The sequence below is a fragment of the Pseudomonas sp. PAMC 26793 genome, assembly GCF_000313235.1.
Classification (GTDB): Bacteria; Pseudomonadota; Gammaproteobacteria; order Pseudomonadales; family Pseudomonadaceae; genus Aquipseudomonas; species Aquipseudomonas yamanorum.
In genome coordinates this window covers 115164-135490 of the sequence record NZ_AMXG01000035.1, presented here as the reverse complement: position 1 = coordinate 135490, position 20327 = coordinate 115164, and the positions used below count along the sequence as shown (strand labels likewise).

General features: G+C 61.0%; 14 protein-coding genes. 12 read left to right on the top strand and 2 right to left on the bottom strand.

The features are described from left to right. Positions 1-38: 38 nt before the first annotated feature. The 12 genes from gloB to D109_RS0114575 all read left to right on the top strand — a co-directional run bounded on the left by gloB (position 39) and on the right by D109_RS0114575 (position 18678). Complete coding sequence (gene gloB, locus D109_RS0114630) at positions 39-806, top strand: hydroxyacylglutathione hydrolase (protein ID WP_017477561.1); 768 nt, start codon at positions 39-41, stop codon at positions 804-806. A gap of 98 nt (positions 807-904) precedes the next feature. Continuing rightward, on the top strand, positions 905-2317 hold the full coding sequence (locus tag D109_RS0114625) for a lytic transglycosylase domain-containing protein (protein ID WP_026077977.1): 1413 nt from the start codon (positions 905-907) through the stop codon (positions 2315-2317). Positions 2318-2537: 220 nt separating this feature from the next. Then, positions 2538-4367 carry an extracellular solute-binding protein gene (locus D109_RS0114620; protein WP_026077976.1) on the top strand — a complete coding sequence of 610 codons (1830 nt, stop codon included), beginning with the start codon at positions 2538-2540 and terminating at the stop codon, positions 4365-4367. Further along, a complete protein-coding gene (locus D109_RS0114615; protein ID WP_017477558.1) occupies positions 4364-6202 on the top strand; it encodes an extracellular solute-binding protein in 1839 nt (612 codons plus the stop codon). The genes D109_RS0114620 and D109_RS0114615 overlap by 4 nt, the downstream gene beginning before the upstream one ends. Before the next feature lies 1 nt (position 6203). After that, positions 6204-7277 carry a microcin C ABC transporter permease YejB gene (locus D109_RS0114610; RefSeq protein ID WP_017477557.1) on the top strand — a complete coding sequence of 358 codons (1074 nt, stop codon included), beginning with the start codon at positions 6204-6206 and terminating at the stop codon, positions 7275-7277. 1 nt (position 7278) lies between these two features. Next, positions 7279-8298: an ABC transporter permease gene (locus D109_RS0114605; RefSeq protein WP_017477556.1), complete on the top strand. Its 1020-nt coding sequence runs from the start codon at positions 7279-7281 to the stop codon at positions 8296-8298. A gap of 1 nt (position 8299) precedes the next feature. After that, entirely contained in the window at positions 8300-9904 is a 1605-nt protein-coding gene (locus tag D109_RS0114600; protein WP_017477555.1) for an ABC transporter ATP-binding protein, read from the top strand. 234 nt (positions 9905-10138) lie between these two features. Beyond that, entirely contained in the window at positions 10139-10669 is a 531-nt protein-coding gene (locus tag D109_RS0114595; protein ID WP_017477554.1) for a sigma-70 family RNA polymerase sigma factor, read from the top strand. Next, the gene (locus D109_RS0114590; RefSeq protein WP_017477553.1) at positions 10666-11625 is read left to right on the top strand and encodes a FecR domain-containing protein; all 960 of its coding nucleotides are present in this window, start codon (positions 10666-10668) and stop codon (positions 11623-11625) included. The genes D109_RS0114595 and D109_RS0114590 overlap by 4 nt, the downstream gene beginning before the upstream one ends. A 96-nt stretch (positions 11626-11721) precedes the next feature. Continuing rightward, positions 11722-14190, top strand: a complete 2469-nt coding sequence (locus D109_RS0114585) for a TonB-dependent receptor (protein ID WP_026077975.1) — start codon at positions 11722-11724, stop codon at positions 14188-14190. Between the two features lie 156 nt (positions 14191-14346). Further along, entirely contained in the window at positions 14347-17790 is a 3444-nt protein-coding gene (locus D109_RS0114580; protein WP_152416371.1) for a hypothetical protein, read from the top strand. Between the two features lie 63 nt (positions 17791-17853). After that, positions 17854-18678, top strand: a complete 825-nt coding sequence (locus tag D109_RS0114575) for an AraC family transcriptional regulator (protein ID WP_003207444.1) — start codon at positions 17854-17856, stop codon at positions 18676-18678. Between the two features lies 1 nt (position 18679). On the opposite strand, the gene D109_RS0114570 is transcribed toward D109_RS0114575, so the two are convergent. Continuing rightward, on the bottom strand, positions 18680-19267 hold the full coding sequence (locus tag D109_RS0114570; RefSeq protein ID WP_017477550.1) for a LysE family translocator: 588 nt from the start codon (positions 19265-19267) through the stop codon (positions 18680-18682). Between the two features lie 85 nt (positions 19268-19352). Then, positions 19353-20063: a FadR/GntR family transcriptional regulator gene (locus D109_RS0114565; protein ID WP_017477549.1), complete on the bottom strand. Its 711-nt coding sequence runs from the start codon at positions 20061-20063 to the stop codon at positions 19353-19355. Between the last annotated feature and the right edge of the window lie 264 nt (positions 20064-20327).

Sequence of the window (20327 nt, the reverse complement as noted above, 5' to 3'; positions counted from 1 at the left end):
TAAGATGCACCAATGTGTTCAGCTTGGCGAATCAAAGAATGATACAGATCAGTGCCCTGCCCGCTTTCACCGATAACTACATCTGGTTGTTACAGGATCAGCCGAACAAGCGCTGCGCGGTGGTCGATCCCGGTGATGCCGCGCCCGTGCTGGCCTGGCTCCAGCAGCATCCCGACTGGACCCTCAGCAACATCCTGGTGACTCACCATCACCACGATCATGTTGGCGGCGTCGAGCAACTGAAAAGTGTTTCAGGCGCCACGGTCTACGGCCCGGCGAACGAAAACATCCCGGCGCGGGACGTCGCGCTCCAGGACAACGACCGCATCAACGTGCTGGGCTGGGACTTCGAGGTGTTTGCCGTGCCCGGGCACACCCTGGGCCATATCGCCTTTTATCACGAGGGCGTGCTGTTCTGTGGTGACACCCTCTTCGCCGCCGGTTGTGGCCGGCTGTTCGAAGGCACACCGCAACAAATGCACACCTCCCTGGAACGCTTGGCGGCACTGCCGGCCAACACGCAGGTGTACTGCACCCATGAATACACACAAAGTAACCTGAAGTTCGCCCAGGCCGTGGAGCCGCATAACGCGGATATCGCCGAACGGGTGGAGAACGTGCGGCAACTGCGGGCGAACGGCGAGATCACATTGCCTTCAACCCTGGCCCTGGAAAAACTCACCAACCCTTTTCTGCGGACCTCTGAAACATCCGTTAAAGAAAAAGCGGACGAACGGAATGGCCGGGATAACCAGGCCGGGAGTGAGGTATTTGCTAGCTTGAGGTCGTGGAAAGATACGTTCTAAGTGGAAGGATTCTGATACGTAATTTCTGAATGGTTGACCGGAACCAAAGCGCTTTCTAGAATCGCCCGACATTTTTGCCCGGAACTTACTTCCAGCCAATGTCGTCATCTATTCGTAAAACCAACCATTCAGACGCATTGACCCGCCTGGCTCAAGCCGTGGCGGTGGCTGTGTCCGCTACTCTGGCGGGCTGCCAATCGACCAATTTTGCCGCACAATCCACCGTGCAACCCAAACCCAACCTTACCGCCAAGATCAAGCAAAAACCCATTTGGCTATCAGAGAAGCCAAGCCCGGAAGTGCCCCAGGATGTCTGGGAACGCATGCGCCGGGGCTTTCAATTGCAGGACGGGTTAGGCGTCAACCCGCGCATTGAACAGCAACGATTGTGGTTTGCCAGCAACCCATCCTTTCTTGAGAACGCCGGCGAACGCGGCAGCCTCTACATTCATTACATCGTCGAACGCCTTGAAGAACGCAACATGCCCCTGGAGCTGGCGCTGCTGCCAGTGATTGAAAGTGCCTACAACCCAATGGCCTATTCCCGCAGCGATGCGGTGGGCCTGTGGCAGTTCGTTCCCGCCACCGGGCGCTACTTCAACCTGCGCCAGACCCGCGCCTACGACGGCCGCCGCGACATCACCGCCTCCACCACCGCCGCCCTCGACTACCTGACACGTCTGCATGACATGTTCAACGGTGACTGGCTGCTGGCACTTGCGGCCTATAACGCGGGCGAAGGCACGGTCAGCCGGGCCATCGAGCGTAACGAGAAGCTCGGCTTGCCGACGGACTACTGGAACCTGCCACTGCCCCAGGAAACCAAGGACTACGTGCCCAAGTTCCTGGCGCTGTCCCAGGTGGTGCTGGCCCCCGAGGCGTACGGCGTCAACCTGAACCCGATTGCCAACACGCCGTACTTTGAAGTGGTAGAAATCAAAACCAGCATGGACCTTTCACGGGTCGCCGCGCTGGCCGAGATCGACGAAGACGAACTATTCCAGCTCAACCCGGCCTTGAAGCAGCGCACTACTTTGGACGGCCCGCAGCATTTGCTGGTGCCGACTTCCAAGGCGCAGTTGCTGGCCAGCAGCCTTTCGGCGATGAAGCCCGAAGAATTGCTGAGCATGCGTCCGAAAAAGCCGGTGTTCGACGACGTTGAGCACAAGGCTATTGCCGGTCGTACCCGCAGCTACAAGGTGCGCAGCGGCGACAACCTGACGCTGATTGCCAAGGCCAACAAGGTCGACGTACATGACCTGCAGCGCTGGAACAAGCTCAATGGCCAGGCGCTCAAGGTCGGCCAGACCCTGGTGATGCAGGACACCCGCAAGCTGGTGGCCAAGGCTGACAGCAAGAAGCCGGTGCAATACAAGGTCAAGAAAGGCGACTCGCTGTACATCGTTGCCAAGCGCTTCAACGTCGAGATGCAACATCTCAAGCGCTGGAACCCGCGCACTGGCCAGGCGCTGAAGCCAGGGCAGATGCTCGTGGTTTCCGGGCCTAGATAACACCGCAAACCCCGTAGGAGCGAACTTGCTCGCGCAAAACGCAAGGACACCGCGTTAATTCAGAATGCCAGCGTTATCGTTGGCGTCCTTCGCGAGCAAGCTCGCTCCTACAGGTTTCACCGCGCCTCAATCCCCGCCGCTTCACCAGCCTTTTTCCAATCGGAACAAGCTGTTACTGTACGCTTCATAAAGCCCAAGCCGCCTGGATCGGATCTCTGACTTGAAGCGTCCCCTCCTTCTACTAATAAGTCTGGCCTTGAGCTTTTCCGCGAACGCAGCCATCACCGAGAGCCACGGTTATGCGCAGTTCGGCACGCTCAAGTACCCGGCCAAATTCACCCACTTCGACTGGGTAAACCCCGCAGCGCCCAAGGGCGGCACCTTGCGGGTCATGGCGTTTGGCACGTTCGATACTCTCAACCCTTACACTTTCAAGGGTTCCAGCCCGGTCTCCACCGCCAACTTCCTGCAATACGGGGTCAACGAGCTGAATGAGCCGTTGATGGTCGGCACCGGCCAATACGCCCCTTCCGGCGATGAGCCGACTTCCAGCTACGGCCTGATTGCCCAATCGGTGGAATACAGCGAGGACCGCAGCTGGGTGGTGTTCAATCTGCGCCCCGAGGCACGCTTCCACGATGGCAAGCCGATCACGGCCTACGACGTGGCGTTTTCCTATCGCACGCTGCTGACCGAAGGCCACCCGCAATACCGCACCAACCTGCAGGAAGTGGCCCGGGTCGACATTCTTAACCGGCACCGCATTCGCTTCGTGTTCAAGCGCGCCGGCAACCCATTGCTGATCCTGCGTCTGGGCGAGCTGCCCGTATTGCCCCAGCACTACTGGAAAAACCGTGACTTCAAGGCCACCACCTTTGAGCCGCCGCTGGGCAGCGGGCCTTACCGCATCACAAAGGTCTCGCCGGGACGGCAACTGGTGTTCGAACGGGTCAAGGATTACTGGGGCAAGGACCTGCCGGTCAACCGTGGTTTCTATAACTACGACAAGGTCGAGGTGGAGTTCTACCGCGACAGCGACGTGGCCTTCGAAGCCTTCAAGGCCGGCGAGTTCGATATCTATATCGAGCACCAGGCGAAGAACTGGGCCAACGGCTACAACTTCCCGGCGGTCAACCGGGGTGATGTGATCAAGGCGCAGATCGCCCACCAGATCCCGACTCAGAGCCAGGGCCTGTTCATGAACAGCCGGCGCCCGGCCTTCAGCCAGGCGAAGGTGCGTGAAGCCCTGGGCTTGATGTTCGATTTCGAGTGGACCAACCGCACCCTGTTCAGCGGCGCCTATAAACGCACCCTCAGCTATTACCCCAACAGTGAATTCTCTGCCACCGGCGTGCCCACCGGCCATGAGTGGCTGATGCTCTCGCCCTATCGCGATCAACTGCCGGCCAACCTGTTTACCCAGGCCTTCAGCCTGCCCCAGACCGACGGGCGCGGCATCCCCCGGGACACCCTGCGCCGCGCCCTCGCCTTGCTGGCCGAAGCGGGCTGGAAGCTGTCAGGGCAACGGTTGCTTAACAGTGACGGGCAGCCCCTGCGCCTGGAAATCCTGCTGGTTAATCCGAACCTGGAGCGCATCCTGCAACCCTATGTCGAAAACCTGACAAGCATCGGCGTCGATGCCCGCTTGCGCACGGTAGATCGCGCACAGTACAAACAACGCCTCGATCAGTTCGACTTCGACATGATTCTGATGACCCTCAACCAGACCCTCAGCCCCGGCCTTGAGCAGTGGCAGTACTTCCACTCCAGCCAGGTGGGGATCAAGGGCAGCAAGAATTACGCGGGCATCGCCAACCCGGTGGTCGACCATCTGCTGGAACAACTGCTGGCGGCGCAAACCCGTGAAGAACAATTGGCAGCCGGCCGGGCACTGGACCGCGTCCTGCTGTGGCAGCACTACAGTATTCCCAACTGGTACCTCAACTATCATCGCCTGGCGTACCGCAACCGGTTCGCCTTCGTCACCACGCCGCCCTACAGCCTGGGCCTGAGCGCATGGTGGCTGAAAGCTTCGGAGAAAGCCCAATGATGCCTTTGCGTACTGCGATCCTTGGCAGCCTGTTGTTGTGCGGCGCGGCCAATGCGGCCCCACAACATGCCCTGACCCTCTATAACGAACCCCCCAAGTACCCCGCCGACTTCAAGCATGTCGACTATGTAAATCCCGACGCACCCAAGGGCGGTACCTTTCGCGAATCCAGCATGGGCGGCTTCGACAGCCTCAACCCGTTCATCAGCAAGGGCGTGCCGGCAGACAATATCGGGCTGATCTACGACACCCTTGCCCAGCAAAGCCTGGACGAACCCATCACCGAATACGGCCTGGTGGCCGGCAAGATCGAAAAGGCCCCGGACAACAGCTGGGTACGCTTCTACATTCGCCCCGAAGCGCGCTTTCACGACGGCCACCCGATCCGTGCCGAAGACGTGGTATTCAGCTTCCAGACGCTGATGAAGGACGGCTCGCCGATCTACAAGACCTACTACGCCGACGTCGACGAAGTGGTCGCCGAGGACCCGCTGCGGGTGCTGTTCAAGTTCAAGCGCACCAACAACCGCGAACTGCCGCTGATCCTTGGGCAACTGACAGTGTTGCCCAAGCATTACTGGGAGGGCCGCGACTTCTCCAAGGGCAACCTGGAGATTCCGTTGGGCAGCGGCCCGTATAAGGTGGCGGAGGTCAAGGCCGGGCGTTCGGTCCGCTACGAGCGGGTCAAGGACTACTGGGCCAAGGACCTGCCGATCAACAAGGGCTTCTACAACTTCGATTACCGCGTCACCGACTACTACCGCGACAACACCGTGGCCCTCGAAGCCCTCAAGGCCGGGCAATTCGATTACTGGCTGGAAATCAGTGCGAAAAACTGGGCCAACGCCTACAACACCCCCGCCGTTGCCCAGGGCCGCCTGATCAAGGAAGAAATTCCCAACGGCAACCCTACCGGGATGCAGGGCTTCGTGTTCAACACCCGCAAGCCGATGTTCCAGGATGTGCGAGTGCGCAAGGCCATCAGCCTGTTGCTGGACTTTGAATGGAGCAACAAACAACTGTTCAATGGCGCCTACACCCGCAGCCGCAGCTATTTCGAAAACTCCGAGATGGCCGCCACCGGCCTGCCCGGCCCGGATGAGCTGGCGATTCTTGAACCGCTGCGGGACAAGATCCCGCCCCAGGTATTCACCGAAGCCTTCGAGCCGTCGAAGACCGACGCCAGCGGCATGATCCGCACCCAGCAGCGCGAGGCCTATCAGTTGCTGCAAGAGGCCGGCTGGAAGATCGTCGACGACAAGATGGTCGACAGCACCGGCAAACCGGTGACCATCGAGTTCCTGCTGGCCCAGACCGAGTTCGAACGCATCCTGTTGCCGTTCAAGCGCAACCTGGCAGACCTGGGGATCGACCTGGTGATCCGCCGGGTCGACATCTCGCAGTACATCAACCGCATCCGCTCCCGGGATTTCGACATGGTGGTGGGCAGCTTCCCGCAGTCCTCCTCGCCCGGTAACGAGCAGCGTGAGTACTGGAAGTCATCCAGCGCCGACAAGCCCGGCAGCCGCAACTACATCGGCCTGAAAGACCCGGCCATCGACCAACTGGTGGAAGAGCTCATCGACTCCGACTCACGCAAGAGCTTGGTCGCCCACGCCAAGGCCCTGGACCGTGTGCTGCAGTTTGGCTACTACGTGATCCCCAACTGGCACATCAAGACCTTCCGCGTGGCGTATTGGGACCACCTCGGCCATCCGAAGGTCTCACCACGGTATGACGTCGGCACCGCCACCTGGTGGAGCAAACCCGACGCGAAACCTGCGATAACCGTGGACACCAACCAGACTGCCGATCCGGCGAGCGGGGGCGACTGAGATGCTGGCCTATATTGTTCGTCGACTGCTGCTGATCATCCCGACGCTGTTCGGCATTTTGCTGATCAACTTTGTGATCATCCAGGCCGCCCCGGGTGGCCCGGTGGAGCAGATGATCGCCAAGCTCGAAGGCTTTGAAGGCGCCACCAGCCGAATCGCCGGGGGCGGTGCCGAAGTCTCGGTGGCCGGCTCCAGCTACCGCGGCGCCCAGGGCCTGGACCCGGCGCTGGTGAAGGAAATCGAGAAGATGTACGGCTTCGACAAGTCGGCGCCGGAACGCCTGTGGATCATGGTCAAAAACTACGCCCGGCTGGATTTTGGCGACAGCTTCTTCCGTGACGCCAAGGTCATCGACCTGATCAAGGAAAAGATGCCGGTGTCCATCTCCCTCGGGCTGTGGAGCACCCTGATCATGTACCTGGTGTCGATCCCCCTGGGGATCGCCAAGGCTACGCGGCACGGCAGCCACTTTGACGTGTGGACCAGCTCGGCGATCATCGTCGGCTATGCGATCCCGGCCTTCCTGTTTGCGATCCTGCTGATCGTGGTGTTCGCCGGCGGCAGTTACTTCGACTGGTTTCCGTTACGCGGGCTCACCTCCAACAACTTTGATGAATTGAGCTGGGGCGGCAAGATCCTCGATTACTTCTGGCACCTCGCCCTGCCCGTGACGGCGTTGGTGATCGGCAACTTCGCGACCATGACCCTGCTCACCAAAAACAGCTTTCTGGACGAGATCAACAAACAGTACGTGGTCACCGCCAAGGCCAAGGGCCTGACCAATCACCGCGTGCTCTACGGCCACGTGTTTCGCAACGCGATGCTGCTGGTGATTGCCGGCTTCCCGTCGGCCTTTATCGGCATCTTCTTTACCGGCTCGTTGCTGGTGGAGGTGATCTTCTCCCTCGACGGCCTGGGCCTGATGAGCTTTGAAGCGGCGATCAACCGCGACTATCCGGTGGTGTTTGGCACGCTGTTTATCTTCACCCTGCTGGGGCTGGTGGTGAAACTGATCGGTGACCTCACCTACACCCTGGTCGATCCGCGCATCGACTTCGCCAGCCGGGAGCATTGAGATGAATCTATCCCCCCTCAATCGTCGCCGGTTCGAGCGTTTCAAGGCCAACAAGCGTGGCTGGTGGTCGCTGTGGTTGTTTTTGATCCTGTTCGGCCTGAGCCTGGGCGCCGAGCTGATCGCCAACGACAAGCCGCTGGCGGTGCATTACGACGGCGACTGGTACTTCCCGGCGCTCAAGCGTTACCCCGAGACCACCTTCGGCGGCGAATTCCCGCTGGAAGCCAACTACAAGAGCCCGTATATCCAGGAGCTGCTCAAGGCCAAGGAGGCCTGGACGTTGTGGGCGCCGATCCCGTTCAGCTACCAGAGCATCAACTACGACCTGAAAGTCCCTGCACCCGCGCCGCCCTCACGGGACAACCTGCTGGGCACCGATGACCAGGGCCGCGATGTACTGGCACGGGTGATCTACGGGTTCAGGATTTCGGTGCTGTTTGCCCTGACGCTGACCGTACTCAGTTCGATCATCGGCGTGATCGCCGGGGCCTTGCAGGGCTTCTACGGCGGCTGGGTCGACCTGGCCGGGCAGCGCTTCCTGGAAATCTGGTCCGGCTTGCCGGTGCTGTACCTGCTGATCATCCTTGCCAGTTTTGTGCAGCCGAATTTCTGGTGGCTGCTGGGGATCATGCTGCTGTTTTCCTGGATGAGCCTGGTGGACGTGGTGCGCGCCGAATTCCTGCGCGGGCGTAACCTGGAATACGTGCGGGCGGCCCGGGCGCTGGGGATGCAGAACGGCTCGATCATGTTCCGCCATATCCTGCCCAACGCCATGGTCTCCACCATGACCTTCATGCCGTTCATCCTGACCGGCGCCATCGGCACCCTCACCGCCCTGGACTTCCTGGGCTTTGGCCTGCCAGCCGGCTCGCCGTCCCTGGGTGAACTGGTGGCCCAGGGTAAATCCAACCTGCAGGCGCCGTGGCTGGGCATCAGTGCCTTTGCCGTGCTGGCGATCATGTTGAGTTTGCTGGTGTTTATCGGCGAGTCCGCTCGCGATGCCTTCGACCCGAGGAAATGAGATGAATCAGGACAATCTGATCGAAGTCCGCGACCTCTCCGTCGAGTTCGTCGTAGGCAACACCCACCAGCGTGTGGTGAACAACGTCAGCTTCGATATCAAGCGCGGCGAAACCCTCGCGCTGGTGGGCGAAAGCGGTTCCGGCAAGTCGGTCACGGCGCACTCGATCCTGCGCCTGTTGCCCTATCCGCTGGCGCGCCACCCTTCGGGGACGATCCAGTACGCCAACCACGATTTGCTGACCCTGAAAGAAAAGACCATCCGGCATATTCGCGGCAACCGGATTGCGATGATTTTTCAGGAGCCGATGACTTCGCTGAACCCGCTGCACTCCATCGAGAAGCAGATCAACGAAGTGCTCGGCCTGCACAAGGGATTGACCGGCAAGGTCGCCACCAAACGTACCCTGGAGTTGCTGGAACTGGTGGGCATCCCCGAGCCCCACAAGCGCCTCAAGGCCTTGCCCCACGAGCTGTCCGGCGGCCAGCGCCAGCGGGTGATGATCGCCATGGCCCTGGCCAATGAACCAGAGCTGCTGATTGCCGACGAACCGACCACGGCACTCGACGTCACCGTGCAGTTGAAGATCCTGGAGCTGCTCAAGGAATTGCAGGCGCGCTTGGGCATGGCCTTGCTGTTGATCAGCCACGACTTGAACCTGGTCAGGCGCATTGCCCACCGGGTATGTGTGATGCAAAAAGGCTGCATCGTCGAACAGGCCGAATGCGAAACCCTGTTCCAGTCGCCGCAGCATCCGTACACCCAGGAGCTGCTGGCAGCCGAGCCCAGCGGCGGCCCTGCCACCAATGAAATCGGCCCACCGTTGCTGGAAGTCGATGACCTGAAGGTCTGGTTCCCGATCAAGAAAGGCTTCCTGCGCAACACAGTCGATTACGTCAAGGCGGTGGACGGCATCAACTTCAGCCTGCCCCAGGGCCAGACACTCGGCATCGTCGGTGAAAGTGGCTCGGGCAAATCCACCTTGGGCCTGGCGATTTTGCGGCTGATTGCGAGCAAGGGTGGCATTCGCTTCGAAGGCCATCAGATGGATAAACTCAGCCAGCAGCAGGTGCGCCCGCTGCGCCGGGAAATGCAGGTGGTGTTCCAGGATCCGTTTGGCAGCCTGAGCCCGCGCATGTGCGTGAGCGAGATCGTCGGCGAAGGCCTGCGCATCCACAAAATGGGGACTGCTGCCGAGCAGGAAGCAGCGATTATCGCCGCGCTCAAGGAAGTGGGCCTGGACCCGGAAACCCGCAATCGCTACCCCCACGAATTTTCCGGCGGCCAACGCCAGCGCATCGCTATTGCCCGCGCGTTGGTGCTCAAGCCACGGCTGATTTTGCTGGATGAGCCCACCTCAGCCCTCGACCGTACCGTGCAGCGCCAGGTGGTGGAACTGCTGCGCAACCTGCAAGCCAAGTACAACCTGACCTACCTGTTCATCAGCCACGACCTGGCGGTGGTCAAGGCCTTGAGTCACCAGCTGATGGTGGTCAAGCACGGGCAGGCGGTTGAACAGGGAGATGCACCCGCGATCTTCGCCAACCCCCAGCATGCCTACACCCGGCAACTGCTGGAGGCCGCGTTTTTGGTGCCCGGCCCCTAGTAACAGAACCACCGTAGCAGCTGTCGAGCCCCAGCGAGGCTGCGTTGGCCGCACCCGTGTTATCGAGCCAGGCATTGCACCGGGGCGCTCCGGACGCAGCCTCGCTGGGCTCGACAGCTGCTACGGGCGCTCGGGTCCTTCTTGCCCAAAAGCAAACCAATATCATTTGCGCAGTGCCTGGTCCTTTGGTTTAATCGCGACCAATTCTTATTTACGCCAAGGCTTCTACGCCACATGGATACTGTGTCGACCTCGCCCACCTCATTCAGCGACCTCTACGGCAATCACCATTCCTGGCTGCTGGGCCTGCTGCGCAGACGCCTGAGCAATCGCTGGGATGCGGCGGACCTGGCCCACGACACGTTTATCCGGGTGCTCAAGCGTCCGCCTGCCGACGCCGATGAGACGCGGGAGCGCTCCTACCTGGCCACCATCGCCCGGGGACTGTGCATTGATCACTGGCGCCGGCGCCAGCTGGAACAAGCGTGGCTGCAAAGCCTGGCGGATCGCCCGCAAGCGCTGCAACCGTCGCCGGAGCAGCGAGCGATCATCGTCGAAACCCTTTACGAAGTGGACGCCATGCTCGCCCGACTGCCCCACAAGGTGCGCGAAGCGTTTTTACTGGCGCAGTTGCACGGCATGCCCTACAAGCAGATCGGTGAGCAACTCGGGGTGGGCGAACGGATGGTGAAAAAATACCTGGCCCAGGCGCTGCTGCATTGCGCGGTGCTCGAAGCGGAACTGGACGGGATGCTCGTGGAGTGACCAGCCCCGGAAAACTCAGCCATGCCAGCCTGGAACAGGCTGCCCAATGGTACGTGCGCCTGCAGGATCAGCCAGAGGCTGCCCAGCACTGGCGGGCATGGCTCGGACAAAGTCCGGAACACCAGGCTGCCTGGGGTTACGTAGAGCAGGTCAGCCAACGCTTTGCGCCGCTGACCGAGCAATCCCACAGCGCCAGCCGTGCGTTGCGCAGCTCTCGGCGCCAGACGCTCAAGACCCTGCTGGTGCTGTGCGCCGGTTCAACCCTGGCCTGTGGCACTTGGCGCCACACTGCCCTGCCCCGGTTGGTAGGGGGTTGGAGTGCCGACTACGCTACCGCCGACGGCGAAACCCGCGAAGCGCTGCTGGACGATGGCAGCCGCCTGTGGCTGAACGCCTTGAGCGCCCTGGATGTACGTTTTGACCGCGGCCAGCGCTTGCTGCACCTGCGCTTCGGCGAAGTGCTGATCGAGACCGCCAAGGACCCGAACCGCCCGTTTCTGGTGGAGACTGAACAGGGTCGCCTGCGGGCACTCGGCACCCGCTTCAGCGTGTTGCAGGACGGCGAGAGCACCGTGCTCAATGTGTTTGAAGGCCGAGTCGAAGTGCGCACCGCCGCCAGCCAGCAAGAACGAATCATCGAGGCCGGGCAACAAGTGGCCTTCACCCGCGACGGGTTCAACCTCAATTCACCCGCATCCGCCACCCGTGAGGCCTGGAGCCGTGGCGTGCTGCTGGCCGACAATCTGCCGCTTGGCCAACTGGTCGCCGAGCTCAACCGTTATCGCCCCGGCCACCTGGGCTGTGATCCGGCGGTGGCGCAATTGCCGGTAATGGGCTCGTTTCCCCTCAAAGACAGCGACCACGCACTGCGCCTGCTACAGGCTGCGCTGCCGATTCAGGTCGACATACTCATGCCGTGGTGGGTCATGGTCAGACCCAAACACCCAAGCACATAAAAACTTTCAGCCGTCAGTTCCCTTTTCCAAAACTCGTTCGGTTAACCCAGCAGATGCTTTCAATTCGCCGATCGATTTGATCCAAAGGGAATGTTCATGTCGCAACCCGCTCGCTTCACTTTACGCCCGCTGGCGCTGGCTGTTACTGCTACCTTGTTGTGCCTGGGCGCGCTCGACGCGCAAGCCGCCGAGTCGCCGTCGACTCAGGAAACGGCCCGCCACTACACCATCGCCGCGGGTTCTTTGGTCAACGTGCTGAACAGCTTCGCCGAGCAGTCAGGGATCTTTTTCGCCGGCCACAACAGCCTGGCCAGCGGCAAAACCAGCCCGGGTCTCAACGGCAGCTACACCCCGGCCAGCGGTTTGCAACGGCTGTTGCAAGGCAGCGGCTTGCAGGCCGTGTCCCAGGGCAACAACGGCTACGTGCTGGAGTTGATTCCGGCCAACACCGGCGCCCTGGAACTGGGCGCCACCACCATCTCCGGCGAAGGCCTGGGCGCCACCACCGAAGACACTCACTCCTACACCACCGGCGCCATGGCCTCGGCCACCGGCCTGGCGCTGTCGATGCGCGAGACACCGCAATCGGTGACGGTCATCACCCGCCAGCAAATGGATGACCAGGGTTCCACCAGCATCGCCGACACCCTGCGTCGTGCGCCCGGCGTGAGCGTGCAGAACTACGACAGCGAGCGCTGGGAGTTTTCCAGCCGCGGCCTGCCGATCACCAATTTCCAGTATGACGGGGTCAACTCCACCTACGACGGCGTGTATGACTACGGCACCACCAGCACCGACATGGCGGTGTATGACCGCCTGGAAATCATCAAGGGCTCGGCGGGCCTGATGTCTGGCTCCGGTGATCCTTCGGCGACGGTCAACCTGATTCGCAAAAAGCCCACCCGGGACTTCAAGGCTTCGGTCACGCAGACGTTCGGCTCGTGGGACAACTACCGCACCGAAGGCGATATTTCCGGGCCACTGACCGACGCCGGCAACGTGCGCGGGCGCTTCGTCGGGGTGTATCAGGATCGCCAGTCGTACCTGGACCACTACCAGAACACCAAGGACATCGCCTACGGCATTCTCGAAGCGGACCTGACGCCGGACACCCTGCTGACCTTCGGCATCGACCAGCAGGACACCCGCTCCCGTGGCGCCAGCTGGACCGGTTTCCCGATGTACTTCAGCAACGGTTCGCGCACCGACTTCTCGCGTTCCTTCAACCCGGCCGCCGACTGGAGCCGCCGCGACTTCCAGAACCAGACCCTGTTTGCCTCGGTGCAACAAAAGCTCGCGAACGACTGGTCGCTGAAAATCAGCCTCGATCGCAAGCGCAGCCAGCACGACACCCTGCTCGCCTCCGCCAGCGGCGGCAACCCGGACCCGGTCACGGGCGACGGGATGTACATGTTCATGGGCAAGTACAAGGGTGACCAGGTGCAAAACACCCTGGACATCAACCTCAATGGCCCCTTCAGCCTGTTCGGGCGCGAGCATGAATTGATCATGGGCTTCATGGCCACCCGCTCGAAACAGGACGTGCCGGTGTACGGCTCGATCTACCCGCCCGTGGGTGGCAGCATTTACGACTGGCGCGGCGAATACCCGAAGCCTGACATTCCCCGCAGCGGCCAGAACGACATCGTGCAACGCCAGACCGGCGCGTACCTGGCCACGCGTTTGAAACCCACCGATGACCTGTCGGTGATCCTGGGTACCCGCGTCAGCAACTTCAGCGGCACCGACAACACCGACTTCTACGACCCGACCAAGGCCGACAACCGTATGACCTATCGCCAGTCGGGCGTGGTCACGCCCTATGCCGGCATCGTCTATGACCTCAATGACACCTGGTCGGTCTACACCAGCTACACCAAGATCTACAAGCCGCAGAACAGCAAGGACGCCGACCGCAAGTTGCTCGATCCGATTGAAGGCGACACCTACGAAGCCGGGCTCAAGGCAGCGTTTTTCGACGGCCGCCTGAACGCCAGCTTCGCCGCATTCCGCATCGAACAGGACAACGTCGCGCAGTACGTTTCCGGGTTTGAGACCGACTCGGTGTATCGACCGATTGCCGGCGCCACCACCAAGGGCTTTGAAGTCGAACTGGCCGGTGAAGTGCTGGACGGCTGGAACGTCTCGGCGGGCTACACCTACCAGCACAGCCGTGACGCCAACGGCGATTACGTCTATGGCTCCGTGCTGCAAACCACCACGCCGCAGCAAGTGGTGCGGCTGTTCAACACCTATCGGCTGCCCGGCGCTCTGGAAAACCTGACCGTGGGTGGTGGCGTGAATTGGCAGAGCGAGTTCTTCGGCAATGTGTTCCAGCCCGATCCCAATGACTCGGTGAATTTCGGCCACAACTCACGCATCACCCAGGACAGCTACTTCCTGGTGGACGTGATGGCGCGCTACCGCTTCAACGAGCACTTGAGCACCACGTTGAACGTGAAGAACCTGTTCGACAAAAAGTACTACACCGGCCTGGGCAACTTCGGCACCGGTTTCTACGGCGAGCCGCGCAGCCTGCAATTGGCGACACGCTGGGATTTTTGAGCCCAAACGCCAGACTGCCGTAGCGCCTGCAACGGCAGTCGACTCGTGCTACACCCCAGCAGGAAGGTACGTCTTTTGTTCTTGTCCGGCCCAGCCGACGATGCAGGCTCCGGTCGCCCACAGCACGTGGGCGACCTTGCACAGAGCCTGAACGCCATGGATGACTTACCCTTTCTGTCCCACCTGTTGAAGAATATTTCGCCCTCCGCCCTGGACCTGATCAAGCGCCAGGCATTGCGCCTCAAGGATGACCAAGTGCTGATTGCGCAGCTGATCGCGGGCTTGATCAGCCTGGTTGGCCAAGGCACCACACCCGCCACCGACCCCATCCTGGTCAGCGTGCCCGAACACAGCATGCTCGGTCAGTGGGCGCGGCTCTTCTGCGATGCCATCGGCCGCCCAGCCTTCCGTGAGTGGGCCTCGCAGCATGACCTGGAACTGGCGAGCCTGGTGTTTCGGGGCGGCGATTTGCAGGCCACGATCCTGGAAGGCACGGTCAAAACACCGTACACCTTCACCCTGGACAAAGACTCCGACTGGTGGCGCGTCGCGACCCCGATCCTGGAAGTAGTGCAGGTTATCGACCCGGTCAACGCCGGCTTGCCGTACATGGAAAACCCCGCTGAGCCTCGTTCGCGGGCATTGCCCCTGAATCTGATATTGCCGTTCTACGGCTATCCGGTACCGACCAACCATATACAGGCCCAGGTCATTCTCGAAGAAATCCACACCCTTGACACGCTACCCGGTGTCGATGAAAGCGGGCGCCTCAAATCAACCCTGCGCAAGCGCCTGACCGAGGAGCAACGGGATTACCAGCAACTGGCCGACGCGCTGCAGGCCCTGCTGGGGCAGAGTACAAACGGCAGCCCGCCTTTCGATTGGCTTCAGCTCTACCTGCAACGCTGCACCCTGGAATCAGACTCGATGTTGTCGAGCACGTTAAAGTACGCGGCACAGCTGCTTGATACCGTGACGCAAGGGGAAGAATTCGCAAGCCTCAACCCGTCGAGTCAAGGCGCAGTAACCACCTACCGCTACTCCGTCGACCAAAAAGCAGTGATTGCCATGACCGACGCGCGAGAGGTCAATACCTCGCCCCGGGATCGCTCCAGCAACTCGCCGCTGAACCAGCAATGGGACGAACTCGAGCGCTTGGCCAATCTCGCCCATACCGACATATTGCCGGACGCCAGCCTCACGCTGGCGGCGCTGATGACGGTGTATCGCCTACCCCGCCCCGCCAGCACTGAGGAAGCCCTGGCCCTGATCGAACAACTGCGCGCCACCACCGTTGCCACGTTTCCCTATGTCAGCTCGGCGGCGCACTCGTTGATGGCCGTCAGCAAACACACGCGGTATATCGCGGTGCTCAACGACCGCTACACCATGCGGGCAGCACTCAAGTCGATCACCCTCGATACACAGCTCAACAGCACCCTGGACATGACCTTCAACCTGGCCCTGGACTCGCCCTTTTCCGCGCTGGTCGACAAAGGCGCGCAATTGCTCGCAGGCCTGCGCCAGGAAGCGACCTTCCAACGCCTGAGCGCCAGCCGCCAGTTCAACTCGGCCCGGGAATACGTGCTGAACGCGGACGGCGACCTCAGTGGTCATGCGCTGGACGACACCCCCAAGGTACTCACCCGTATCGACACCCCCCTTTCAAGCCTGACCGCGATGGCCGAACCTTTGCTGGAGCTGGCCCGCCAATCCGGCGGTCGCATCAGCACCGATGGCCAAGTCAGCCTGCGACAGTTACTTAACCTGTACCAGATGGCAATACCAGGCACCCGTGACGAAGCGCACATCACCGCACGCCTGCTGGACATTGCGATACTCAAGCCGCCCAGGCACGGCAACTACTGGCGGGCATTGCAGGTGATGCCACTGCTGGCGGCGCAACGCACCCAGGTGCTGCAGACCGTCGCCGCCTTCCTGCCCAACCCGGACATAAAACTATTCGACTACCTGAGCGAAGCGATCGTCGGCGAAAAAAACCGCGACCAAGTGCGCGCCGAGGCTGATCTGCTGCTGCACCAACTGTTGGCGTCGCCCCTGGCCCAGGCGCTGGCAGCGCGGCTGTCAGAAACCGTGGGCTGGTACGGTGAACATGCCGGCGCCGCGAACACCCGTGCCAGCCGCAACGCTCTGTTATTCGCCGCACTGATTCTCAGCCTGGACGCGAATGCCGGCACGCGACGGGCCACCGTCGCGGGTTACGACCTGACGGATTCCCACAACTGGGGTCTGACCTTCGATGAAGTACGTGGCGTGGTAGAAGCCATGGTCCAGTTCAAAGTGTTGCGCACCAACGCCGTGCCCATGGCCGCACACTTGCTGCTGGCGGGTGTCGCCCCGGAACTGCTGGTGCGATACATCCCTGATGAGGTGTCGTACATGAGTTCGCATATCTGGGTGCATTTCAAGCAATACGTAGACCTGATCGAAGCTGAAACACCAGGCGCATCACGGACCATGAGCTTCGCTGACTTCAGGGCGCTGATCTACTTCATCATTCCTTCCCGTAGGGTCCGCCGGGGCAGCCTGCCGATTACCGACTGGGCCGTGGCCAACGGGGTGCTGGCCAAAAGCGCGAATGCCCGAGATACCACCGAAAAGAATCGCGCCATTGCCGCGTTGAACGAACAGATCAATCTGTTGCAGGTCAGTTCCGAGTTGTTGAAGAACGGGCATATCAGCCTGTATGAGATGGCCTTGCAGGACCTTCAACGGGTGTTTGCCGGCAACACTGACCTGGAGCGATTGGTCATGCAGTGGCAGACCAGGCCTGGTACCGGACCCGAGCCGGGCATCGCCGGCAACACCTCCGTTTCGCTGGTTCAGTTGCACATGGCAGGCAAGCTGACCAAGGGCACGACGCAATGGCGTTCTACCGTCAAGGACATTGATTTCCCCAGCATGGCGTTACGGTTCAATGAGTTGGGGTCGATCCACTCCGCCTTCGCCGCCGAGTTCGAGAAGCGCTACACGGCGGTGCGCGCAGCGCTGCTGCAGTCGATCATATATTGGATGTCACAACTGCCCCTGCTCAGTCGTGAAGGCATGGAATATGGCAACCTGGAATTCCATCGCCTGCGAACGCTGCTCCCCAGCGCTGGCGGGCAACCAGGGGGCATCGGGCGATTCGGGGTGCTGGTGTTGTGCCAGTACGCCGGCGACAAGCGCTTCTATGAGTTTCTCCCCAAGCAATTGAAGGTTGCCCCACTACCGGGCCTGAGCGTTCAAATGTTCGAGCAGGCCCTGCGCACCGGCAATACCCAGGGCAGTACGCTGCCGATCGACTGGTCAGCCTACGCCCGCGGCACGCGCCCCAACGGGCAGCAACAAGCACAAGTCATCGCCCAACGCTTTGCCGGACTGCCTGACGTCTATGGGCCTCGCCCTGCGGTGCCCAACACCTTCACCTCACCACGCAGCCTGGCCATTGCCAGCATTGTGATTGACCAGCACTTGCTGGTAGGCGCCGATGAGGCGCGAGCCGCGGCGAAACAACCCCTGTCCCTGGCAGACGCCATCAGCGGCACGGACCCGCGGGTCGGTTTCCTGCGCAGAATGGAGCCCGAAACCATGAAATGAAACGTTACAGGCCGGGTTCTGTGTAATTATTCACTTCATTGTTTCCCGGTGAGACTTGTAGTGATGCGATCGCCCCTCGAACCGACTGCCCCTTCCTTCTGGCGCGATGAACGCCTGCCGTTCATTGAGGCCCGCACCATCGCCGATGGGCGAAAGGTCTGCTACACCCGCCACGCCCACGAACACTTTTCCATCGGTGCAATCACGGCCGGGCAGAGCCTGTACATCCATGGGGCATCGACTTTCAAGATCAGCACCGGCACCGTGGTCTTGATGAACCCCGGAGATGTCCACGCCTGCAACCCCATTGATGATCTGCCCTGGTCCTATCACATGCTGTATATCGATACGGCCTGGCTGACCGACCTGCAGCACCAGTTGGGTTTCAGCAAGGACCAGGACTTTCGGCCGTTCACCGCCACCCACACCACGGATGTCGCGTTGTACCGCGGGCTGAACGAGCTGTATGAGGTGCTGGTGGACAACCACGCCGAACACCTGCACAAGCAGAGTGCGGTGGTGAGTTTTTTCACCGAGGTGCAGCAACGCCTCAACCCGTCGGAGACCCCGGTGCGCGAGGTCAATCACAAGCTGGAGCGGGCCGCCGACTATATTCGCGAACATTGCACCGAGGCCCTGAAGCTCGAAGACATTTGCCAGGCGGCGGAACTGTCACCGTCGTACCTGATCCGCGCGTTCAAGCAGTATTACGGCATGACGCCCCACGCGTTTCTGGTCAATCGCCGTATTCAGTTTGCCCGCACCCAGTTGCGCAGCGGCCAGTTGATTGCCGACGTCGCACTGGCGGCTGGCTTTTCTGACCAGGCGCATTTCCAGCGCACGTTCAAACAGCATCTGGCGGCAACGCCCGGGCAGTATCGCGGCTGATTCAGGCGAGCAGTAAATATCCCACGCTGGCCACCAGCAACGCCGCCATCGAGCGATTGAACAGGCGCACGCCCTGCGGATTATTCAGATAGCGCCGCAGGAATGTGCCTGCGTAAGCCCAGCACGCCACCGACAGGTAGCAAATCACCAGGTAGATCGCCGCAAACAGCCAGACTTGCCGGGCATCACCATCGGCGACAAACAGCCCCATGCCCGCCACACACGCCAACCAGGCCTTGGGGTTGAGCCACTGCATGATTGCTCCATACAGCATCGAGGGCGCCGTAGCCGTACCGTCGGCCTCCAGGCGCCCATCGTCCACTGCCAGTTTCCAGGCCATGTACAACAGGAAGGCCACCCCGCCCCACTGAATCAACTGGGTCAGCAGCGGCCAGCGCACCAGCACCTCATGCAGCCCCAGGCCAATCAGCACCAACAGCAAAGTGAATCCCAGCGCCGCCCCGGCCACATGCTTCTGGCTGGCGGCAAACCCAAAGCGCGCGCCTGAACTGAGGGCCACCACATTCACCGGTCCCGGGGTGATGGAGGTGGCCAGGGCGAAGGCGGCCATGGAGATGATCAAGCTCATTGCAGTTCCTTGTTGTTGTGCAGGTATGAGCGGAACCTTAAGGGGAAGACGGATCGCGGTATTGAAGAAAATGCCCCTGGCGAGGCTACTCTCCCGTCATCCGCTCCAGGCTGTTGCTCAAGTGCAACAGCATGGCGGCTCTGGCGGCATCCGGGTCCTGTCGGCGAATGGCTTTCAGGATCGCCTCGTGCTCAAGGTTTGCCAGCCGCCCCAACTCCATCAGGTCCGCGTCGCCGCGTTCTTCAGCGTTGATTCGGGTACGCGGGATTACCGAGTTGCCCAGGTGATAAATCACGTCGGTGAAATAGGTGTTGCCGGTGGCTTGGGCGATCAGGCGGTGAAAACGCACATCCGGCTCAACAGCGCTGTCGTTGTTGGCCAGTGAGTCCTGGTAATCATCCAGCGCCTGGCGCATCTGCTGCAATTGTTCGTCGGTGCGGCGCAGGGCCGCCAGTGCGGCCGCTTGAGTCTCCAGGCCCATGCGCAGCTCAAGAATGCCGCGCACGCTGGCGGCGGTGTCATGGGTCAGGTGCAGGCCTTGGCGTTCGTCACGCGCCAGCACAAAGGTGCCGACACCATGGCGGGTTTCTACAAGCCCGGCGGCCTGTAATTTGGAGAGCGCTTCGCGCACCACCGTGCGACTGACGCCGTACTCGCCCACGATGGCCGATTCGGACGGCAGTTTTTCACCCGGCGCCATTTGCCCCAGGAGAATCTGCTGGGTCAACGCGGTGACGATGTCGTGAGCAAGGCCCGGGGAGCGCTTGCGATGAGGTGCCGAGCTGGGGTTTTGCATCAGGAATTCCGTTCAAGGGCGCCTGGCAATACTAGCATTCTTAAACGAGCCAACTTGTATGACAACAAACAAATACCTGTAGGAGCGAGCTTGCTCGCGAAAAAGCTCGCCGCACCGCAAAAAATCAATATTACTGCGTAATCATTGAGGATTTTCGCGAGCAAACTCGCTCCTACAAAGGGTTGCCATCTCTGAAATTGCAGTTGTATGATGTCTATCAAGTTGTCAGACATCTCTGGTAACCCAAGCACTTCCCCGCACAAC